Raw genomic sequence first — 19,536 nt, 5'->3', positions numbered from 1 at the left:
GGAACCGTGCACTCGCGAAAGTCGCAGAACGTACGGACATGCTTACGGTGCCGCTCGGCGGTACGGCCCTCCCAGTCGAACAACCCCAGATCGGAAGCGGGCACCTTTACCTGGGTCGCAACGTATGCGATCGCGTCGTCATGCAACTCGGCGCGGCCCTCGGGGAACCGGCCATGCTGGGTGAAGAACTTCAGCCACAACGCCAGCGCGAGTTTCGACGGCCCTGTCCGGCCGGCCAGCAGATCCAGTTCCTCGCCGATCAGCGTCCAGTGCTCGATCAGCTCGTCTTCGTCCATCGAGCGTGCCACGTTCGCGGCTCCTCCGGAGGGGCAGGGCGCGGGTCGATCAGCGCGACCGCACGCGGGACCACCGACGAACGGTGCCGAGCCCACGCGGAGCCAGGCACCTTCACCCCCCGAATCCGCACCAATACTGGACGTACACGCCCGCCCGCGTCCCAGAAACCCGCGAACTGCTAACGCCGTCCAGGGAAGTCGACACCCCCGCAGAACCGATCCGCCACAGGTGATGTGCGCCGAGACCGCCGCCTACCTGGGAAGACGCCTCAGATGGCGGCTGGTGGTAGCTCCCTTACCGACAGGCCTGGTAACCCCAGATCGCCCCGGGCAGCCCGTAGTCGCGGTAGGCGGCGAACATGCTCGGCGCCCGCGGGTGCAGGTAGATCGGCGCCCGGTTCGCCTCCGCAGCCTCCAGCAGCGGCGCGAACTCCGGTTCGTCGAGGTACCGCCCGCCGGTGTGCGAGTTGATCATGATGCCGTGGAGCCCGAGCGGACCCATGGCCCGCTCGACCTCGGCCGCCGCGGCGGCCGGATCCTGCGGCGCCACGGCGGCCAGGCCGCCGAACCGGCCCGGGTGCCGCCGCACGATCGCGGCGAGCGCGTCGTTGAACTCCCGGGCCAGCGGCACCGCGTCGGCCGCCGGATAGGGCTGGACGCCGGGCGGGTTGAGGCTGAGCACCGCCATGTCCTGTCCGAGCGCGTCCATCTCCCGCAGCCGGGCATCGAGATCGACGAGCCGGGCGCGGAACCCGGGAGGGCTCTCCACCGTACGCATCAGGTCCATCTCGGTCTCGTCGCCCGGCACGACGTCCAGGCCGTGCGCGACGCGCAGGAACGCCTCGGTGGCCATGTGCTCCTCGACCGCGATGACCCTCACGCCCGCCGCCCGCCGTCGACCGACAGCGCGATCCCGGTGACGAAGGACGCGGCGTCCGAGCAGAGCCAGACGGCCGCCGCCGCGGCCTCCTCCGGCGTGGCCAGCCGGCCCAGCGGTGTCATCGCCGCCTGCCGCGCGATCATGTCGGTGCCGGCCGCGACCTCCTCGAACCCGGGAGTGAGGGTCGGGCCGGGGCAGACGGCGTTGACCCGGATGCCGTCCGGCGCGTGGTCGACCGCGGCGACCTTGGTGAGCCCGACGACACCGTGCTTGGCCGCCACGTAGGCGGGGGCGGTCGGAATCGCGTACAGACCGCCGTTGGAGGCGACGTTGACGATCGCGCCGCCACCACGCCGCCGCAGGAGAGGCAGCTCGTACTTCATGCACAGGAAGGTCCCGGCCAGATTGACGTGGACGACGCGCTCGAACTCCGCCAGGCTCATCTGGTCCAGCCGACGGTGGTGCGAGGCCAGACCGGCGTTGTTCACGGCGAAGTCCAGGCCGCCGTACGCCGCGACCGTGCGCTCGACGGCCGCCCGCACGGAGCGCTCGTCGGCGATGTCGACGGTCACGGCCAGCGCCTCCCCACCGTCCTTCCTGATCAACTCGGCGGTCTCGGCCGCCGCGCCCTCCTCGATGTCGAGCACGGCGACCGCGGCACCACTGCGGGCGAACTCCAGCGCCGCCGCACGGCCGATCCCACTGCCGGCGCCGGTCACCAGTCCCACCTTCCCGGACATCGCGCTCATGCGCCCTCCTTCGTCGGGGGAGTGACCAGAGGCGCTGTGTCGTTGATTCGCTCGCTCCGCTCGCTCATGCCAGCGGCTCGTGGTTCGCCCAGGCGACCTTGTACGGGTGTCGCGACTGCCAGTGGTCGATGACCTCATGCACGCCGGGCGCGGTGAACCCCTTCGCCAGCGCGTCGAGGTCGGCCACGGTGACCTGCACGATCGCGGTCGCGATCAGCGCCGGAATCGACTCCTCGCCCGGGATGGGGAGGTGACGCCGCGTCACGACCGACTGGGCGAACCCGGCGTCGAGCATGACCCGTTCGATATCCGCGAGGTACTGATCGAGCTCGGTGTCTGGCAAGGGCTGATCGAAGGAAACGATCATCGTGTGCTGAATCATGCTCTGATTCTCGGCGGCGCACGCCGCCGGTGTCCAAGACCGGTCCGACCTTCGGCGATAACCTGGAGGCATGGTTGAACTGGAGACCCGCGAGCTCGAGTACTTCCTCGCCGTCGCCGACGAACTGCACTTCGGCCGGGCCGACGTCGGCCTGCTCTACGTCCCATTCGATGACCTCGACGGCCTGGCCCACGAGACACTGCACACCGAGGACCGCGTGGTCATCCTCCCGGCCGGGCACCGGCTCGCCGGACGCGCCTCGGTACGGCTCTCCGATCTGGAGGGTGAGACGCTGCCGCGCTGGAAAGGCGTCCCCGGAGGCGACGGCACCGGACCCGATCGGCCATCGACACGCCCGAAGCACCCTCCGGAACGGACGACGAGCGGCTCATGCCGGAGACGGTCCGGTGACCGCGCCGGCTTCTCGACCAGCCCCGCCCGTCCGGATGCCCCGGACGGGCGGGCACGCGAATGCGGTGGACGAGTCCGGCGCCCCCTCACTATCGTGTGGGCTCATGTCCGGTCCCGAGGCATCCAGACGCTAGCCACCGGTCCTTCGGTGGCTTCTCGTGTTACCCCGCGGCGGCGCCGTCGCTGAGGCCGCGCCTCCCCCGCCGCCGGGTCACCGTCATATGGACCGGTTCTCCCCCGGGATTCCGTGAGCTCCACCGCCCTCGTGGTGCCGAGCCCGGTCTCCCGCACGCGATGACACCCGCGCGTCCTCGATGGCCGCCCGCCTTCCCGCGGCCGGCCCGGGACGCCGCGGTGGTGCGTCCGTGTCCTGCCCGCGATGCCTTCTTCGACGCGACCGTGGAGTTCCTGCCCATGCCCTTCGCCATCTACATCCTCGGACTGGCGGTCTTCGCCCAGGGGACGTCCGAGTTCATGCTGTCCGGGCTGATCCCCGACATCGCCCACGACCTCGGCGTCTCCATCTCGGCCGCCGGCACGCTGACGTCCGCGTTCGCCGCGGGAATGATCGTCGGAGCCCCGCTGATGGCGGTGCTCAGCCTGCGCTGGCCGCGCCGGCGGGCGCTTCTGGTCTTCCTGACCGCGTTCGTGATCGTGCACGCCGTCGGCGCGATCACCACCAGCTTCCCGGTGCTCCTGGCGACCCGGGCGCTCGCGGCGCTGGCCAACGCCGGTTTCCTCGCCGTGGGACTCACGACGGCGACCGGCATGGTCAAGCCGGACGCCAAGGGGCGGGCGACCTCCGTCCTGCTGGGCGGGATCACACTCGCGTGCGTCGCGGGAGTACCCGCCGGCGCCGCGCTCGGTCAGACCCTCGGCTGGCGGTCGGCGTTCTGGGCGGTGGCCCTCGTCTCCCTGCCGGCCGTCCTCGCCGTCCTTCGCTCGGTGCCGGACACCGCGCAGGCGACCGGCGACCCGGACGAGACCCGTCCCGGCGCCCGGGACCAACTGCGGGCGCTGCGCGACCCGCGGCTGCTGGTCGTGCTGCTGCTGGCGGCGCTGGTCAACGCCGCCACCTTCTGCACCTTCACGTATCTGACCCCGCTGAGCACCGACGTCAGCGGCTTCGCCGAGGGCTGGGTGCCCGCGCTGCTGGCGCTGTTCGGTCTCGGGTCGTTCGCCGGAGTCACCATCGGCGGCCGCCTGTCCGACACCCGGCCGACGCGGGTCCTGATTCCCGGCGGGATCGCCCTGCTCGCCGGGTGGACGCTCTTCACAGCCACCGCCGGCGACCCGGTCGCCGCGGTGCTGCTCATCTTCGTCCAGGGAACGCTCTCGTTCGCCGTCGGTTCGACCCTGATCGCGCGAATCCTGTACGCGGCGACCCGGGCGCCCTCACTCGGCGGCTCGTTCGCGACCGCGGCGCTCAACGTCGGCGCGGCCGCCGGCCCCGCCCTCGGCGGCGCCACCATCGCCGCCGGGCTCGGCTACCGCTCACCGCTGTGGGTCAGCGCCCTGCTGGTGGCCGCGGCGCTGGTCACGGCGAGCCTCACCCACGCCGTACGGCGCATGCGGGCCACGCCGCGCGATGACGCACCGGCCTTGCCGGCCACGGGGCGACCGCGCGGATGACCGAGCCCCCCTGAGGGCGAAGCTCCACGGTGCGTCGTCACCGGCCGGGGCCGACCCGCGCCGGGCCCACCGGCTACGCGGCCGACGACTCCAGCGCGCTGAGGAACCACCGGGCCACCGGGACGGGGTCGGGCCCGGTGGGCCGGCCGTCGACCACGGCCAGCAGCGCCAAGTACCGCGAGACACGCGCGTCCGCGCCGACCCGGACCCGTTCGGCCAGCCAGCGCCGGAACTCCGCGTCGTCGTCGCGGCCGTGCGCGTCGGCGAAGACCGCGACCAGTTCCGCCACGACCGCCCGCGCCCGCGCGCAGCCCGGCGGGACGCCCTCGGCGAGCGCCGCACCGGCCAGGTCGAGGACGGCCCGCTCGGCCCGCCGCCAGCTCGCCGGATCGCCGCGATCCGCGCCGGAGGCCCGATCGGTGGCGTGCCGTTCGAACGCGGCGCGGACCGCCGCCCGGAAGTCCGGATCGCTGACCAGGTACGCCAGCTCGACCCACGCCTCGAGTTGTGCGGGTGCCGGGTCGTCCGGCGGGTCGGGCACCATCGAGCGCAGCCGCGCGGCGAAGCCCGGGTCCATGTCCAGGCCACGGGTCGCCTCGCCGATGAGGTCGGCCACCGTCCGGCGGCGCTGCCCCGCCGCGAGCGCGGCGAGCCGGTGCGCCCGGGTGACCGTTGCCGGATCCGTGCCGTGGGAGGCGGCGTGCCGGAGCACGGCCTGCCGCACCCGCAGCTCCTGGATCCGCGCCTCCAGCGCGGCCGCCTGCCGGTCGGCGACCTGCGCCAGGCTCTGCGCCCCGCTGAGCACCCGGGCGACCGTGGCGAGGCCGACGCCGAGATCACGGAGCGTGCGGACGAGCTCGAGCCGGGCCAGTGCCTCATCGTCGTACAGGCGGTAGCCGCCGGGCGACCTGGCGACCGGGGGCACCAGTCCCTGATCGGAGTAGTACCGGATCGTGGCCACCGGAAGCCCGCTGAGCCGGGCCATCTCGCCGATCGTGTGCAGACCCTCGTGCATGCCGTCCAGCCTGGCTCATCGATCCGCCGGACGGGACCCGGCCCCCACCGGGCTCAGCCGCTCCAGAATCAGGTCGGCGACCCGGCCGGGCGCCTCCAGGTGCACGTCGTGGCCGGTCGCGACGTCCACCACCGTCAGCAGCGGCGTCACCGCCGCGACCGCCGCCAGCTCACGCGCGAACCCGCGCCGGTAGGCCGCGAAGACCGTGGCGACCTCCGGCGGCAACATCTCCTCCAGGTCCAGACCCGCCGACTGGACCACCACGAGCGGGCAGCGCGTCGCGCGGTAGGTCGCGAACAGGTCCAGGGCGCCCAGCTCGGCGACCAGCCGGGCCAGCGCGGGATCGCCGGCCCGCCGTACCTCCGCGTCGAGGAAGCCGCGCATCGTCTGCTCCGCCGCCCGCGCGGCGCCGGTGTCCAGGTCGAACGGCCCGGTGGGGTTGGTGTGCCCGTCCAGGTTGACGGCCAGGGGGCAGCGCGGGCACCGTGTGGCCCACAGCGCCGCGACGATCCCGCCGAGGGAGTGCCCGACCACCGCCGGGTCGTCCAGCCCGAGGTGGTCGATGACCGCGGCCAGATCGTCGATCGCGTCCGGCCAGGACCACAGGGCCGCCCCGGAGGCGCCGTGCCCGCGCAGGTCCACGGTGACCACCCGCAGCCCGGCCGCCGTGAGCAGCGGGGTCACCCGACGCCAGTCGTCCATGGCGCGGCCACCGCCGTGCAGCAGGACGACCGTCGCGCCCGTTCCCTCGTGGTCGCGGACGGTGATGTCCACGCCTCCGCGGGACACGACATGGCCCGTTCCTTCACTCATCGAGACTCCTTCGATTCCGGGGTCCGGCCAACGCGGAGACTATGGAGCCTCAAGTCCCTTGAGACTCAACTCGGGCGGACCGGCCCGGCTGCGGAGAGGGAGCGGGCGTCCGGGCCCGCCGGCGGGGGCCCGTGTGGCGGGTCCGCGGCGGGGGAAGGACCCCACCCGCGTGGATCACGCGGGCGGGGGGACGGAGGCGACGATGGGCACGACCGGGCGCGAGGTCCACCCGCCGGCCCGGAGCATCCGGCTGCCCGGGATCCTGCTGGGAGTGGGCCTGGGCGGCTTCGTCGACGGCATCCTGCTCCACCAGCTCCTGCAGTGGCACCACATGCTCTCCAGCACGAACGGCGACCGCATCGGCGTGAAGTACTACGACCCGAACACCGTGTCCGGGCTGCGGATGAACACCGTGTGGGACGGGATCTTCCACGTCGTGTGCTGGCTGTCGGTGCTCACCGGACTGGCCGTGCTGTACTCCCGCGTGACCCGCGACCGCCGCCGCGTGTGGACCTCCCGCGTCCTGTGGAGCTGGGTCCTCGTCGGCTGGGGTCTGTTCAACCTCGTCGAGGGGATCCTCGACCACCACATCCTCGCCATCCACCACGTCCGCAGCGGCCCGAACCGGCTGTGGTGGGACATCGGCTTCCTGGCGCTGGGCGCACTGCTGGTCGCCGCCGGCACGCTGCTGCGACGCGGCGCCCGGCCCGTCGGCCCCGCCCCGGCCGGGACGGTCCACGCCTGATGGGCGGCCACCTCCACCACGCCGGGCACACGACGCCCGGCATCCTCATCGCCCTGGTCCCCGTCCTGGCGGCGGTCGCGTACCTGTGGCTCGTCGCGCGGGCCCGCGACCGGGGCCCCGGCGGAGGCCGGCACCGCCTGCGGACGGCGAGCTTCCTCGGCGGATGCGCCCTGCTCGCCGTCGCGCTGCTGCCCCCCGTCACCACCGCCCACGGCGACTTCCGCCACCACATGCTGCAGCACATGATCATCGGGATGTACGCGCCGCTCGCCCTCGTGCTCGGCGCTCCCCTGACGGCGCTGCTGCGGGCGCTGCCCGGCGGCCACGCGCGGCGGGTGACCCGCCTGCTGCGCGCCCGTCCGGCGCGCGTGCTCGCCCACCCGGTCACCGCCCTCATCCTCGGCACCGGCAGCCTGGGCGTGCTGTACTTCACGCCGCTGTACGACGCGATCGCCGCCCGGCCCGCCGCGCACTGGCTGCTGCACGCCCACTTCCTGGCGTCGGGTTACCTGTTCGCCTGGGTGGTGGCCGGGCCCGATCCCGCGCCGGCCCGTCCGGGCGTACGCGCGCGGCTCGTGCTGCTCGGGGTGGCCGTGGCGGCGCACGCCACCGTCGCGCAACTGCTGTACGGCGGGTTCCTCGTTCACGTCCACGCCCCGATCCCCCAGCTGCGGGACGCCGCGATGATCATGTACTACGGCGGGGACGTCGCCGAACTCCTCCTGGCCGCCGCGCTGGTGGCGTCCTGGCGTCCCGAACGCTCCCGGCTGCGGGTCGTACGGCCCGGCGAGTCGTGGTAGGACGCCGACACTTCGACGGCGGCGCAACCATCACCGGGATACATTCGCCTGGTGATAGTCATGATCTTCGAGTACCGGTTCGATCCCGGTGACGAGGCCGCCTACCAGGAGTACCTCGCGGAGTCGGCACGGCTGCGTGACCTGCTCCCGGAGCTGGACGGATTCCACGGGATCGAGCGGTTCACCAGCGACACCGATCCGGGGCGGTTCGTCGCGATCGGCTACTTCCGGGACGAGGAGGCGGTCGCCGCGTGGCGTAACACCCCGGCGCACCGGCGCGCGCAGGCGCTGGGCCGGCACCGGTTCTTCACCGACTACCGGCTGCGGATGGCCGAGGTGATCCGCGACTACGGGCCGCGCGACCGCGCCGAGGCCCCCGCAGACAGCCGCCGCGCCCACGATGAGGAGCATTCTCGATGCACGACCTGACCATCGACCTCGACGACGAGCCGGGCGCGCTGGCGGCCATGGGCGAGGCGCTCGGCGCCGCGGGCGTCAGCGTGGAGGGCGGCGGCATGTTCGTCGTCGGCGGACGGGCCGTCGCGCACTTCCTGTTCCACGACGGCGAGGCGGCGAGCGCGGCGCTGCGCGCGGCCGGTCTGCGTGTCACGGCCTGCCGGGAGGTCCTGGCCCGCCGCTTGGACCAGGACCTCCCGGGCCAGTTGGGGGCGATCACCCGGGCCCTCGCCGACGCCGGCGTGAACATCGAGGTGCTCTACTCCGACCACGACCACCGGCTGATCCTCATCGTGGACGATCCGCACGCCGGCGCGGCGGCGACGGTGGCTTGGGATCGCTGAGCAGGTCAAGGGCTGACCTGTACGGGGGTAAGTGAATGACGCGATAACAGACCCGCCGCCTTTACATAGTAAGGTCAGGTGACAATCCTCGTCCACCGCTTCGCCGCCGCCTCGAGCGGCGTACGCAGAGCGGACTGGGCCAGCGCGATCTCGCGTACCGCCGCGTAGATCGCCCTGATCGGCCTGGGACGTACCAGCCCAGGCACCAGCGGCTTGGGGCGCCGGCCTGCCGGTGGCGACGTGGTGGGAACCGAGGTCAGGTCGTGACGACCGGCGCCTGCAGCTCGGCCACCCACTCGTCCGGATTCTCCGAGGAGTTGAGCGTGACCTCCCGCGCGTGCCCGTCGAATCGGTAGCCGTGCGCGTCGACCCAGCGGACCAGTTGCTGGCTGGTGCTCAAAAAGCCATGGATCATGCCGCGATGCACGATCGTGGCGGCACGCTCGACGGGGGGCAGCGAGACGACCTGGAAGTCCGGGCCCCCGATGACTGCTGGGGGAACGGGGAGGCCGGCGTGCACGACGATCCCGTGGTCGCCTTCCCGGGAGGTCTCGAAGTAGACGGTGCGGGGGCCGGTCGGAGCAATTCCGGCAGAGTCGAGTCGTCGGCACAGCTCGTCGAACAGCCGGCCGATGAGCGGGCCGGTGTCGTCGGGGCTGAAGCTTGCAGTCGTTCCGCTCAGCTCGGCCAGACGGATGGCGGGCAGTTGCCTGATGACGACGTCTTCCTGCGGCATGGAACCCTCGTTCTCGATCGATCGGAGCCTCGCCTCGACCTGGACCAGGCTCGATGCCGCCTCCGCAAGGGCTGTTTCCAGTTCGGCACGTCGCAGCCGCAGCATCCCGCGCAACTCCTCGGTGCCGACGTCCTCGTCGAGGATCGTCCGCACCTCCTGCAGCGTGAAGCCGAGGCCCTTCAGTGCGACGACCCGGTTGAGGCGGGACAGCTGTGCCGCCTTGTAGAAGCGGTAGCCGCTGGACTGGTCCACGTGCGCGGGGCGCAGCAGACCTATGGCGTCGTAGTGCCTGAGCATGCGGATCGAAACACGGCCGTGCCTGGCGAAGTCTCCGATGGTGAACATGATGCTCTCGAGTGTCGGCCCTCACACTGTGGCAGGGTCAAGGGCGGCTTGGACCGTTGGACGGGCATGAACGTACGTTGAAAGGCCCTCCGCTCGGGTCCGTGTCACCAGCCGCAAAGTAGAGCGTTCATCCGGCTTGCGGACGTCTCACAACCGAAGCGGAGTTCCGCGCCGAGGCCCGGCTCGGCGACCTGGCCGCCCGCTCCCCCGCGATCCAACGGCTGCTGGAGACGAGCGAGTTCTTCCGCCACGCCTGGCACGACACCATGACCGTACGGGCGACACGCCGCCGCGGCGATCGGCCAGGGCGCCGCTCACCCGGGGATCCATCGTCGCCGCGGCCTTGGCCCTCATCGACGCCGACGGCCTGGCGAAGTTCTCCATGCGCAGGCTCGGCGCCGCGCTCAGCGTCGATCCGATGGCCGTCTACCGCCACATCAAGGACCAGGAGGCGCTCTTCGACGCCATCGCCGAAGCGATCTTCGACGAACTCGACGTCGCCTCGCTGCCCTGGGAGGGCACCTGGCGGGAGGTGTCGTGGGAGTACTGCCGCCGCCTCCGTGACGCGCTTCTTCGTCACCCGAACGCCGTCACCATCTTCGCGACACGGCCGATCCGGTCCCGGACCTCGATCGACACAGGCGTCAATATGATCAACAAGTTGCGGGATGCGGGCTTTCCGGCCGGCCGCAGCCTCCAGATCATCCGCTGCCTGCGCGAGTACACCCTCGGGCACGCCCAGAGCGTCGCCGTACTGCGGCTCGGGGCCGCCGCCCGCAGCCGAAAGCCCCACCCCGGCGATCCCGGTTAAAACGTGCTGGCCGAGGCCGCCGACGTCACCGAACCCGACGACCACTTCGAACTCGGCCTCGCCGCGATGCTGAACGGCTTCCAGCCTGCGCGTGCCGCCGACGTCGAATGAAGACTCACAGTCGGCACAGGTCAGCGGTTGATCATCACCACCAGGCCTCGGCCTTTACATAGTAAGATCGACGCTTCTCATCGACGACGGCATGAGCTGCGTGTTCACTGCTCCGGGTGTGCGGCGGACAGCCGGGTGGCGATGCCGTCGAGCAGGTAGGTCAGGCCGTGGGCGAAGGTGGCGTCCCAGTCGTTTCCGCTGACGTGGCCGTGCTCTGCCAAGGTCGGATATCGGTCGCGTCGCTGCTGCAGGTGGTCGTCGGCGGCTCGCCGGGCGGCCGCCTCGTCGCGTCCCTGCCAGGCGGTCTGCATCATCGTTGACCCGATGACATAGTTGGCCAGACCGTAGGCGGCCGCGATCAGTTCCGGGCCCGCGAGTCCGGCCCGTACGAGTGCCGCGTGCAGGAACTCGGTGCGCTCCAGCACGTTCGGACCCATGAGCGGCCGGCCCAGCAGGGTGGCGCTCCACGGGTGACGCAGCATCGCCGCCCGCCATTCACCGACCAGCGCGGTGACGTCCGCACGCCAATCCCCAGACAGAGCCCCCGGTATCCGAGCCTGCCCGAACACCGTGTCCAGCGCCAGGTCGAGCACGTCGTCCTTGGTCTTCACATGCCAGTACAGCGTGGTGGAGCCGGTGCCGAGCCGCTCAGCGAGGCGGCGCATCGTGAGCCGGTCGATGCCTTCTTCATCCAGCAGGGCCACCGCCTCGGTCACGATGCGCTCCCGGCTCAGTGGGGGCCCCTCGCGCCGTGTCCGCGCGTCCCGGAACCAGATGGGTCCTGCCTCACTCCTTGCCATGACCCGTAAGTCTAGTACGTTGTACGAACACTGGACCAACGATCCGGTACCGGATCGATGCACGAGGGGAGGTCCGCATGGGACATATCGAGGTGAGCGGGTTGACCCATGTCCTGCCGGACGGGCGGCCTCTGCTCGATGAGGTCTCCTTTCGCGTCGGCGAGGGTGCCAAGGCGGCGCTGGTCGGACCGAACGGAGCGGGCAAGACGACCCTGCTACGGCTGATCGCGGGAGAGCTACCGTCGTTCGCCGGCACCGTCACCCACTCGGGTGGACTGGGGGTGATGCGGCAGTTCATGGCAGGCGACAACACGATCACCCAGCTCCTGCTGTCGGTGGCCCCCGACCGGATACGCACGGCCGCTGCGGCCGTGAAGGTGGCCGAGGCAGCCCTGGGACAGGACGAGACCAGCCAACTCGCCTACGCCGAGGCGATCAACGACTACACCGACGCCGGCGGATACGACATCGAGGTCGTCTGGGCCGCCTGCACCACCGCCGCACTCGGTCTTCCCTACGACCAGGTGCGCGACCGCAGGGCCGACACCCTCTCGGGCGGGGAACAGAAACGGCTGATGCTGGAAGCGCTGCTGCGCGGCCCGGACCAGGTCCTGCTCCTGGACGAACCTGACAACTACCTGGACGTGCCGGGCAAGGAATGGCTGGAAGAACGACTGCGGACCACCACCAAAACCGTGCTGCTGGTCTCCCACGACCGGTGGCTGCTAGCTCAGGTGGCCGACCGCATCATCACCGTGGAAGCCCGCACCGTCTGGGTTCACGGCGGAGGGTTCGCAACCTACGCCGACGCACGACGTGACCGGACCGCCCGGCTCGACGAACGCCGGCGCCGCTGGGACGAAGAACACGCCCGCCTGCGACACCTCGTGCACACGCTCCGGCAACGGTCGGCGAACAACGACGCGGTGGCGTCGGCGTACCAGGCGGCACGAACCCGGCTGGCCCGGTTCGAAGAAGCCGGCCCCCCGCAAAGCCCCCCGCGGGAGCAACGGATCCGGATGCGGCTGCGCGGTGGCCGGACCGGCAAACGAGCGATCATCTGCGAAGGCCTCGAGCTGACCGGCCTGATGAAACCGTTCGACCTGGAAGTCTGGTACGGCGAACGCATCGCGGTGCTCGGCTCCAACGGCTCCGGCAAGTCGCAGTTCCTGCGCCTTCTCGCTGGCCTACCATCCCCCGATGTGCCGCATCACGGCCTGGCCCGGCTCGGCGCTCGCGTTGCTCCCGGACACTTCGTCCAGACCCACGCCCGCCCTGACCTGCACGGGCGAACCCCCGCAGAGATCATCATGACCGAGCACGCGTGCGCCCTGAACGACGCGATGCGTGCGCTGGCGCGCTATGAACTCGCACCCGCCGGACGCCAGCGGTTCGAGACCCTGTCCGGCGGGCAACAGGCCCGGCTGCAGATCCTGCTCTTGGAACTGTCCGGCTGCACGCTGCTGCTCCTGGACGAGCCAACCGACAACCTCGATCTGGCCAGCGCCCAAGCACTGCAAGACGCCCTGGAGGAATACGCCGGCACGGTACTGGCCGTTACCCACGACCGCTGGTTCGCCGCCGACTTCGATCGCTATCTGGTCTTCCGTGCCGACGGCCACGTCCAGGAGAACCCCATCCCGATCTGGCACGAAGGTCGAGTCTCACGCGACCGCAGGCAACCAAAGCCGTAGCACAGGGCAAGGTGACCGCAGGCGAGCGGCACCTACCTGGTCTTCAACCTCCGAAGCTCCGGTGAAAGGCAAGGTAGAGATCGGCGCGGTCGGCCGGCGGGCAACCCGGCGCGTCCGACTTCGACACCGGGCTCGAGTTGGGGGCGGTGGTCGGTCTTGAGCTCGGGGACGTACTTGTAGATGTCGCCCGCCTCACGCCAGGCAGCCGGGCGATCGAGGCGATCGTCGCGTCCGGTTGAGCCAGTAGGGCGCGGGCGTGCCGGACCTGCTCGGGCGTCATCGCCGGACGCCTGCCTGCCCAGACGCTTCGCCATGGTGGCCATCCAGCGGCCGATGCAGCCCTGGCAGAACCGGCGAGCCGAGGCGCCACTGGAGGGCGACGTCGGCCTGGCCGCCGAGCCAGGCGGGCCGGGCGGTTCGGCGTGGGCTGAGCGGCGCTCAGCGCTCCGCCGGGGTCTCGCCCGAGGCTCCGGCGGACGCGCTGGTGCCGGAGTCGTTGTCCCAGGCGCGGAAGGCCTCGACCGTCTTCAGCTTGTGCTGCCGGGCGGCGGCCTCGATCTCGGCGGCCGGAGCCCCGCTCTCGATCAGGCGGGCGAGCGCCCGGTGCTCCTCGATCGACTTCCAGCCTCGGTACGGGATCTGGGTGAAGACGGTCCGCCGGATCACGTCGAGTTTGCGCGTGGTGTCGCGCAGCGCCTCGACCAGCGCGGCGTTCGGGCAGCGGTTGTAGATGACCTGGTGGAACTCATGGTTCAACCGGCCGAAGTTCAGCGAGTCGAGGGTGTCCATGCAGGCCACCATCCGGTCATCGATCTCACCGAGGCGCTTGAGGTCGGCCGACCGGATGTGCGGGGCGGCCAGGGCGGTGGCGTACCCCTCCAGCACCGCCAGGACGGTCAGCGCGTTCTCGTACTGGTCCGGGTCGGCCGGGGCCACGCGGGCGCCGGCGTTCGGCTGGTAGATGACCAGGCCTTCGGCTTCGAGGCGCCGGATGGCCTCCCGGACGGGGAGGGGACTGACGCCCAGCTCCTCGGCGAGCGCGTCGATGACCAGGCGGTAGCCCGGACCGTACGTGCCGTTGAGGATCCGTTCGCCGATGATCTGGTACGCCCGCTCCTGCTTGTTCACGATATCCTATCGTATCAAATCCGCCGGGCTCGGCGGCCGCCCCCGCGCACGAGCCGACGCCCCCGTGCCTTCGACGCGCCGGCCTCCCGCGGGCTTCCGCGGACGTCGCGGCCGGGCCCGCGGGCCCGGAGACCGGTCAGCCGTTGGACATGTAGGCGGCGAACTCCTCCAGCGAGATCTCGCCGTCGCCGTCGGAGTCCATCCGGCGGACGACCTCGGCCGCCGCCTCGTCGGTGATGTCCTCCCCGAGGGCCTTCATGAGCTGCTTGAGCTCGGACGCCGAGACACGCCCGTCCTTGTTGACATCGACGATCTCGAACGTCGCCGCATAGGTGCTGGTGTCCGGCATGATCCCCGGCCTTCCCACGTGAGGGTTACGACGGCTCTCCCGAGCCACGACGCGAGACAACCTAGTGGAAGGAACGCCCGGCTTGGGGTGGATTGGCGGTTGACGGGCGTCGTGTCGGTGGGTTCGGGCTCCGTCGCACGGGATAGATCGCTGGTTGATCAGGCGACCGCCTTTACGTAGTAAGGTCACTACTGTGGAGAGCAGGAGCAGCTCCAGCCGCCCCTAGTACGACAGGTGCATCCGTGTACGCATATCTCGACCATCCCGGCCCGATCCCCTTCGCACACCGCGGCGGATCCCTCGACGGCCGTGAGAACTCCATGGCCGCCTTCGAACGCGCCATCGAGCTGGGCTACCGCTATTTGGAGACCGACGTGCGCGCCACCGCCGACGGCGTCCTGGTCGCCTTCCACGACGCGACCCTCGACCGGGTCACCGACCGCACCGGCCCGATCGCCCGGCTCGGCCACGCCGAGGTCGCCAAGGCGCGCATCGCCGGCCGGGAGCCCATCCCCCGGCTGGAGGAGATCCTCGACGCCTGGCCCGGCGCGCGCCTCAACATCGACGTCAAGGCCGAGAACGCCATCGGCCCGCTCACCGAGGTCCTGCACCGGGCCCGCGCCTGGGACCGGGTGTGCGTCACCTCCTTCTCCCACCGCCGCCTCCGGCACGTACGCGCCCGCATGCGCCTGCTGTCCGGCCGGGACGTGTGCACCGCGCTGAGCCCGCTGGGCGTCGCCACGCTGCGCGCCCGATCCGTCGGCGGCCCGCTCGGCTGCCTGGTGCGCCTGGCCGAACTCGGCGTGCCGTGCGCCCAGGTCCCCCGGCGCGTCGGCCGGACCCCGCTGGTCACCGAGGCGTTCCTGCGGACCGCGCACCGGCTCGGCCTGCAGGTGCACGTCTGGACGGTCAACGACCCGGTGGAGATGGAACGCCTCCTCGACCTCGGCGTCGATGGCATCATCACCGATGAGATCGAGGCGCTGCGCGACGTCATGACCGCCCGCGCGCAGTGGGCCGCCGCGTCGGCCTGACGCCGGACATCCCCCGGGCGGCCGAGGAGGACGCGTGGGCCTGGCGCCCGTCGGCACCCCCGTCGAGACGACCCCCGGCGACCGCCGGCGCGAACAGCGCGGCTGGTACTTCTACGACTGGGCCAACTCCGCCTTCGACACCACCGTCGTGGCGGTGTTCCTGGGGCCCTACCTCAGCGACATCGCCAAGGCCGCGGCCGACGCCGACGGGTTCGTACACCCGCTGGGCGCCGACCTCCGGGCCAAGGCGGTCTACCCCCTCGCCGTCACGCTGTCGGTGGTCCTGCAGGTGCTCGTCCTGCCTCTGGCGGGCGCGCTGGCCGACCACACCGGACGCAAGCGGGCGCTGCTCGGAGCGTTCGCCTACGTCGGGGCGTTCGCCACCATGGGCCTGTACTTCGTCGGCGGCGGGCGGTACCTGCTCGGCGTAGCGCTGTTCGTGGTCGGCAACCTGGCGCTGGGCGCCTCCACCGTCGTCTACAACGCGTTCCTGCCCGACATCGCCGCTCCGGACGAACGCGACGCGGTGTCCTCGCGCGGCTGGGGCCTGGGCTATCTCGGCGGCGGGCTGCTGCTCGTGCTCGACCTCGTGCTGTTCCTGGCGCACGACGCCTTCGGGGTGACCAAGGGCGAGGCGGTGCGCATCAGCCTGGCCTCGGCCGGGGTCTGGTGGGCGGCGTTCACCCTCATCCCCCTGCGCGCGCTGCGCGACCGGCGCCGCACGCCCGCCGCCGAACCGCTGCCCGCGGCCGTGCGCTCCGCGTTCGGCCGGCTGGCCGGCACGCTGCGGGACATGCGCGGCCGGCCGGTCGCGCTGCTGTTCCTCCTGGCGTTCCTGGTCTACAACGACGGCGTGCAGACGGTGATCACGATGTCGGCGACGTTCGCGACCGAGGAGCTGAAGCTCGGCCAGACGGACGTGATCGCGGCGGTGCTGCTGGTGCAGTTCGTCGCCTGCGGCGGGTCGCTGCTGCTGGGCCGGCTCGCCCGGCGGTACGGCGCCAAGCGGGTCGTGCTGACCTCCCTGGTCCTGTGGACGGCCGTCGTGCTGGCCGCGTACGGGCTGCGGCGCGGGTCGGCGGCGGAGTTCCTCGCGCTGGCCGCCGCCATCGGTGTCGTCCTGGGCGGCACGCAGGCGCTGTCGCGGTCGCTGTTCTCCCACCTGCTGCCGCGCGACCGCGCGGCGGAGTACTTCGGCTTCTACGTGATCAGCGACAAGGGGACCAGCTGGCTGGGGCCGCTGGTGTTCGCCGCGGCCTTGCAGTGGACCGACAGCTACCGCACCGCCCTGGTCTCGCTGGTGATCTTCTTCGTGGTCGGCTTCGCGCTGCTGGTCACCGTGGACGTGCCCCGCGGCGTACGGGAGTCGGGGAACCCCCTCCCCCGGCGACTCTGAGGCTCGCCGTCCGCGGACCGCTCATCCGGTACGCGGCGCGTGCGTGAACTCCCGGATGAGCCGGGCCAGTCTCGTCGGCTGGTCGAGGGGGATGAGGGTGTAGGTGTCCTCCACCTCGGCCAGCCGTCCGCGGAGCAGGCCGGCGAGGCGGCGGCCGTGCTCGGGCGGCATCACCCGGTCCGCGCTCGCCCAGACCACCAGGGCGGGACGGTCGAAGTCCGGCAGGCGTTCGGCCGCGGTGAGCAGGAATCCGGTGTCCGCCGCCGCCGCGCGCAGGATCCGTACGGTGTCGCGGCGGATGTCCGGCCGAGTCAGGAGGGGTCTCATCCAGCGGGCGGTCGCGGCGTCTCCTCGTTTGGTGAGCCACCCGAACGCGAGCGGGAGCCGCCGGACCGGGCGAAGCCGCATCTGCTGCATGAACAGCCCGAACAGGCGAGGCGGGAGCCGCCCGGCGAGCAGCAGCGTCCGGCCCGTCAGACCCGGCGGGAAGTTGTCGAACGCGTCGCATGAGGCCAGGACGACCCGTCCGACGCGTCCGGCGCCCTCGGCCAGGAGGAGCTGGACGAGCGCGCCGCCGGTGTCGTTGCCGACCAGGGTGACGTCGCGCAGGTCGAGACGGTCGAGGAACTCCCCGACCAGCCGGGCCAGCCCGTGCGGTGAGAGGTCGGCGTCGGGGCGCATCGCGTGACGGTGCGCCCCGAGCGGCAGCGTCGGCGCCACACAGCGGTGGTCCGGGGACAGCTCCGCGACCGGCCCGTCCCACAGCGAGGCGTCCATCAGCAGCCCGTGCAGCAGCACGACGGTCGGACCGTCGCCGCCGGTGTCCTCGTACTCGATCGTTCCGGCGGACAGCTCGACGGTCCTCATGCCCGCCCCGTTCGGGGCGGCGCGGACTCCGAGGTGCGGCGTTCCGGCTCCGCGCGGTCGAGCAGGTGCCGGCGAAGGAAGGAGAGCTCGGCGTCGACGGCCTGCTCGTGCGCGTCCAGGAACGGGGCATAGTGCCCGCCGGGCAGACGGACCAGCTCGCCCCTGGGCGCTCGCCGCGCCGCGCGGATCGCGGGGCCGGGTGGAGCGGTCTGGTCCTGCTCGCACACCACGACCAGCAGCGGGCAGCGCACCCGGGAGGCGTGCCGGCCGGGCCGGTACAGCGTGATGCGAAGCGCCGAGCGGGCGGCGATCACCTGCGGCCAGTCCGGATGGCGGTTGCCCGGATTGAGCGCCCGGTCTCCGTCCTGACCGTCCGGAGTGGTGAGCATCGCGATGGTCCCCGGCTCGCCGGCGAGCGGCACCAGCAGCGGGGGCCGGCCGAAGAGACCGCCCACGGCATCGAGGAGGCTCCGGCCGGTGAACCGCAGCATCGCCGGCGGCCTCTGGTGGCGTCCCGCCTTGGGCGTGGCGTCCAGGCCGTCGGCGAGCGGCATCTGCGCGATCGCCGCCGCCACCCGCGGCTCGCCGGCCGCGGCCCGGAAGATGTGACCGCCCGACAGCGAGAACCCCCAGATGGCGATTCTGTCCGGAACGACCTCGGGCAGTGTGGCGGCGAAGCGGATCGCGGCCCGCCAGTCGGCGAGTTGCTCCCCCATCCGCAGGACCTGGCGCGGCCGCCCTCCGCTCTCCCCGAGCCGGCGGTAGTCGAAGGCCAGCACACTGAACCCCGCCTCGTGGAAGGGCCCGGCGAACGGATCGGTGCCCGGCTCTTTGGTCACGGCACCGCCGGCCGCCATGATCACGCAGGCGCCGTTGCGGCCCGGATAGTGCCATGCGACGCACTCGGTGCCGCCGCTGATGAAACGAACCTTCTCCCGCTTCGCGGAAACCCGCATCCCGACCCCCCGTCGGATGGACTGGATCAACGGGGCCAAGTGAACCACGCGGTTCACATACTGTCCACGGCGGGTCCGCCTCCGAGGCCCGGGCGGGCGGCGGCTATTCGCCGGCGGCCTCTTCGAGCTCCAGCATGCGGATCAGCGCCTCGAATCCCGCGGCGACACCGGGGGCGTCACCGGTGGTCAGCCGCTCCAGCAGGAAGCCGCGCAACGTGGCGAGGACCATCTCGGCGACCTCACGCCGCCGCCGATCGGACCACCGCTCCGGGCAGAGGGACTCCAGGACGGGCAGGTACTGCCGGGACGCCTCCCGGGCGAGGTCGGAATGGCGCTCGGGGTCGTACATGGCCAGGCCGATGGCCTGGTCGAGCACCCGGCTCAGCCGCGATTCCTCGTTCAGGAGGGTGGGCCACACGGCGCGGATCCGCGCCGCCAGGGTCTCGTGACCCGCCGCCTCGCGCGCGGCGGCCATCGCGTTGTCGATCCGCCTCGCGCGAAGCTTGAAGACGACCTGGCGGAGCAGGTCCTCGACGCCGTCGAAGTGGTAGAGCAGCACCTTGTGCGTCGTACCGGCCGCCCGCGCCGCGCGTCGCAGCGAGAAGTCCACGAGCCCGTTCGCGGCGACGTCCTCGGTGACACGCTCGAGCAGTTCCCGGCGCCTGGCCTCGCCACGCGGCGACCCCGCCGACCGCCGATACCCCGCCTTCGGTGCCTCATCAGCCGCGAATCCCATGGCCACAGCTTCCACCGTCCGGGCGATCACCGCACATCGGAGACGCGACA

23 protein-coding genes are annotated in these 19,536 nt (G+C 71.9%); 10 read left to right on the top strand and 13 right to left on the bottom strand.

The features are described 5' to 3' along the window. The 4 genes from AB0K82_RS37935 to AB0K82_RS37920 all read right to left on the bottom strand — a co-directional run. A partial coding sequence (locus AB0K82_RS37935; protein ID WP_364406538.1) for a DUF4158 domain-containing protein occupies nt 1-308 on the bottom strand: 308 nt, incomplete at its 3' end. Nucleotides 309-591: 283 nt separating this feature from the next. Next, entirely contained in the window at nt 592-1,176 is a 585-nt protein-coding gene (locus AB0K82_RS37930) for an amidohydrolase family protein (protein WP_364406535.1), read from the bottom strand. Continuing rightward, the gene (locus tag AB0K82_RS37925) at nt 1,173-1,925 is read right to left on the bottom strand and encodes an SDR family oxidoreductase (RefSeq protein ID WP_364406532.1); all 753 of its coding nucleotides are present in this window, start codon (nt 1,923-1,925) and stop codon (nt 1,173-1,175) included. The genes AB0K82_RS37930 and AB0K82_RS37925 overlap by 4 nt, the downstream gene beginning before the upstream one ends. A 64-nt stretch (nt 1,926-1,989) precedes the next feature. Then, on the bottom strand, nt 1,990-2,268 hold the full coding sequence (locus AB0K82_RS37920) for a hypothetical protein (protein WP_364406529.1): 279 nt from the start codon (nt 2,266-2,268) through the stop codon (nt 1,990-1,992). A 109-nt stretch (nt 2,269-2,377) separates the two neighbouring features. Between AB0K82_RS37920 and AB0K82_RS37915 the strand changes: the two genes are divergently transcribed. Both AB0K82_RS37915 and AB0K82_RS37910 read left to right on the top strand, forming a co-directional pair. Further along, complete coding sequence (locus AB0K82_RS37915; protein ID WP_364406526.1) at nt 2,378-2,905, top strand: LysR substrate-binding domain-containing protein; 528 nt, start codon at nt 2,378-2,380, stop codon at nt 2,903-2,905. 170 nt (nt 2,906-3,075) lie between these two features. Next, nucleotides 3,076-4,350, top strand: coding sequence for a Cmx/CmrA family chloramphenicol efflux MFS transporter (locus AB0K82_RS37910; protein ID WP_364406524.1), 1,275 nt, complete (start codon nt 3,076-3,078; stop codon nt 4,348-4,350). A gap of 73 nt (nt 4,351-4,423) precedes the next feature. Here the strand turns inward: AB0K82_RS37910 and AB0K82_RS37905 are convergent, their stop codons facing one another. Beyond that, nucleotides 4,424-5,365 (bottom strand): MerR family transcriptional regulator, encoded by a 942-nt coding sequence (locus tag AB0K82_RS37905; protein WP_364406521.1) that lies wholly within the window; start codon nt 5,363-5,365, stop codon nt 4,424-4,426. A 15-nt stretch (nt 5,366-5,380) separates the two neighbouring features. Continuing rightward, complete coding sequence (locus AB0K82_RS37900; RefSeq protein WP_364406518.1) at nt 5,381-6,178, bottom strand: alpha/beta hydrolase; 798 nt, start codon at nt 6,176-6,178, stop codon at nt 5,381-5,383. Nucleotides 6,179-6,380: 202 nt separating this feature from the next. Here AB0K82_RS37900 and AB0K82_RS37895 point away from each other — a divergent pair, with 202 nt between their 5' ends. Genes AB0K82_RS37895 through AB0K82_RS37880 form a run of 4 tightly spaced genes read left to right on the top strand, consistent with a single transcriptional unit; the run spans nt 6,381 to nt 8,523 of the window. Then, complete coding sequence (locus AB0K82_RS37895; protein WP_364406515.1) at nt 6,381-6,923, top strand: DUF2243 domain-containing protein; 543 nt, start codon at nt 6,381-6,383, stop codon at nt 6,921-6,923. Further along, on the top strand, nt 6,923-7,723 hold the full coding sequence (locus AB0K82_RS37890; RefSeq protein WP_364406512.1) for a cytochrome c oxidase assembly protein: 801 nt from the start codon (nt 6,923-6,925) through the stop codon (nt 7,721-7,723). The genes AB0K82_RS37895 and AB0K82_RS37890 overlap by 1 nt, the downstream gene beginning before the upstream one ends. 60 nt (nt 7,724-7,783) lie before the next feature. Then, the gene (locus tag AB0K82_RS37885) at nt 7,784-8,152 is read left to right on the top strand and encodes an antibiotic biosynthesis monooxygenase (RefSeq protein ID WP_364406541.1); all 369 of its coding nucleotides are present in this window, start codon (nt 7,784-7,786) and stop codon (nt 8,150-8,152) included. Further along, complete coding sequence (locus AB0K82_RS37880) at nt 8,140-8,523, top strand: amino acid-binding protein (RefSeq protein ID WP_364406509.1); 384 nt, start codon at nt 8,140-8,142, stop codon at nt 8,521-8,523. The genes AB0K82_RS37885 and AB0K82_RS37880 overlap by 13 nt, the downstream gene beginning before the upstream one ends. 256 nt (nt 8,524-8,779) lie before the next feature. Here AB0K82_RS37880 and AB0K82_RS37875 read toward each other — a convergent pair whose 3' ends face one another. Continuing rightward, nucleotides 8,780-9,604, bottom strand: a complete 825-nt coding sequence (locus tag AB0K82_RS37875; RefSeq protein ID WP_364406506.1) for a MerR family transcriptional regulator — start codon at nt 9,602-9,604, stop codon at nt 8,780-8,782. 136 nt (nt 9,605-9,740) lie between these two features. Here AB0K82_RS37875 and AB0K82_RS37870 point away from each other — a divergent pair, with 136 nt between their 5' ends. After that, nucleotides 9,741-10,415, top strand: a complete 675-nt coding sequence (locus AB0K82_RS37870; protein ID WP_364406505.1) for a TetR/AcrR family transcriptional regulator C-terminal domain-containing protein — start codon at nt 9,741-9,743, stop codon at nt 10,413-10,415. Nucleotides 10,416-10,630: 215 nt separating this feature from the next. On the opposite strand, the gene AB0K82_RS37865 is transcribed toward AB0K82_RS37870, so the two are convergent. Beyond that, nucleotides 10,631-11,242: a TetR/AcrR family transcriptional regulator gene (locus AB0K82_RS37865; protein ID WP_364406502.1), complete on the bottom strand. Its 612-nt coding sequence runs from the start codon at nt 11,240-11,242 to the stop codon at nt 10,631-10,633. Nucleotides 11,243-11,403: 161 nt separating this feature from the next. Between AB0K82_RS37865 and AB0K82_RS37860 the strand changes: the two genes are divergently transcribed. After that, nucleotides 11,404-13,020 (top strand): ATP-binding cassette domain-containing protein, encoded by a 1,617-nt coding sequence (locus tag AB0K82_RS37860; RefSeq protein ID WP_364406499.1) that lies wholly within the window; start codon nt 11,404-11,406, stop codon nt 13,018-13,020. A 438-nt stretch (nt 13,021-13,458) separates the two neighbouring features. On the opposite strand, the gene AB0K82_RS37855 is transcribed toward AB0K82_RS37860, so the two are convergent. After that, entirely contained in the window at nt 13,459-14,148 is a 690-nt protein-coding gene (locus AB0K82_RS37855; protein ID WP_364406496.1) for a GntR family transcriptional regulator, read from the bottom strand. 136 nt (nt 14,149-14,284) lie between these two features. After that, nucleotides 14,285-14,497, bottom strand: coding sequence for an EF-hand domain-containing protein (locus AB0K82_RS37850; RefSeq protein WP_364406493.1), 213 nt, complete (start codon nt 14,495-14,497; stop codon nt 14,285-14,287). 242 nt (nt 14,498-14,739) lie between these two features. On the opposite strand from AB0K82_RS37850, the gene AB0K82_RS37845 reads away from it, so the two are divergent. Beyond that, entirely contained in the window at nt 14,740-15,531 is a 792-nt protein-coding gene (locus AB0K82_RS37845) for a glycerophosphodiester phosphodiesterase (protein WP_364406490.1), read from the top strand. Nucleotides 15,532-15,565: 34 nt separating this feature from the next. Continuing rightward, entirely contained in the window at nt 15,566-16,927 is a 1,362-nt protein-coding gene (locus AB0K82_RS37840) for an MFS transporter (protein WP_364406487.1), read from the top strand. Nucleotides 16,928-16,948: 21 nt separating this feature from the next. On the opposite strand, the gene AB0K82_RS37835 is transcribed toward AB0K82_RS37840, so the two are convergent. The 3 genes from AB0K82_RS37835 to AB0K82_RS37825 all read right to left on the bottom strand — a co-directional run bounded on the left by AB0K82_RS37835 (nt 16,949) and on the right by AB0K82_RS37825 (nt 19,486). Beyond that, on the bottom strand, nt 16,949-17,794 hold the full coding sequence (locus AB0K82_RS37835) for an alpha/beta hydrolase (protein WP_364406485.1): 846 nt from the start codon (nt 17,792-17,794) through the stop codon (nt 16,949-16,951). Next, complete coding sequence (locus tag AB0K82_RS37830; protein WP_364406482.1) at nt 17,791-18,750, bottom strand: alpha/beta hydrolase; 960 nt, start codon at nt 18,748-18,750, stop codon at nt 17,791-17,793. The genes AB0K82_RS37835 and AB0K82_RS37830 overlap by 4 nt, the downstream gene beginning before the upstream one ends. Nucleotides 18,751-18,853: 103 nt before the next feature. Further along, nucleotides 18,854-19,486 carry a hypothetical protein gene (locus AB0K82_RS37825; protein WP_364406479.1) on the bottom strand — a complete coding sequence of 211 codons (633 nt, stop codon included), beginning with the start codon at nt 19,484-19,486 and terminating at the stop codon, nt 18,854-18,856. Nucleotides 19,487-19,536 lie beyond the last annotated feature (50 nt).

Source organism: Actinoallomurus sp. NPDC052274, from assembly GCF_040679475.1.
Lineage (GTDB): Bacteria > Actinomycetota > Actinomycetes > Streptosporangiales > Streptosporangiaceae > Actinoallomurus > Actinoallomurus liliacearum.
The sequence above is the reverse complement of the archived record's forward strand: the minus strand, read 5'-3'. Positions and strand labels throughout refer to the sequence as shown.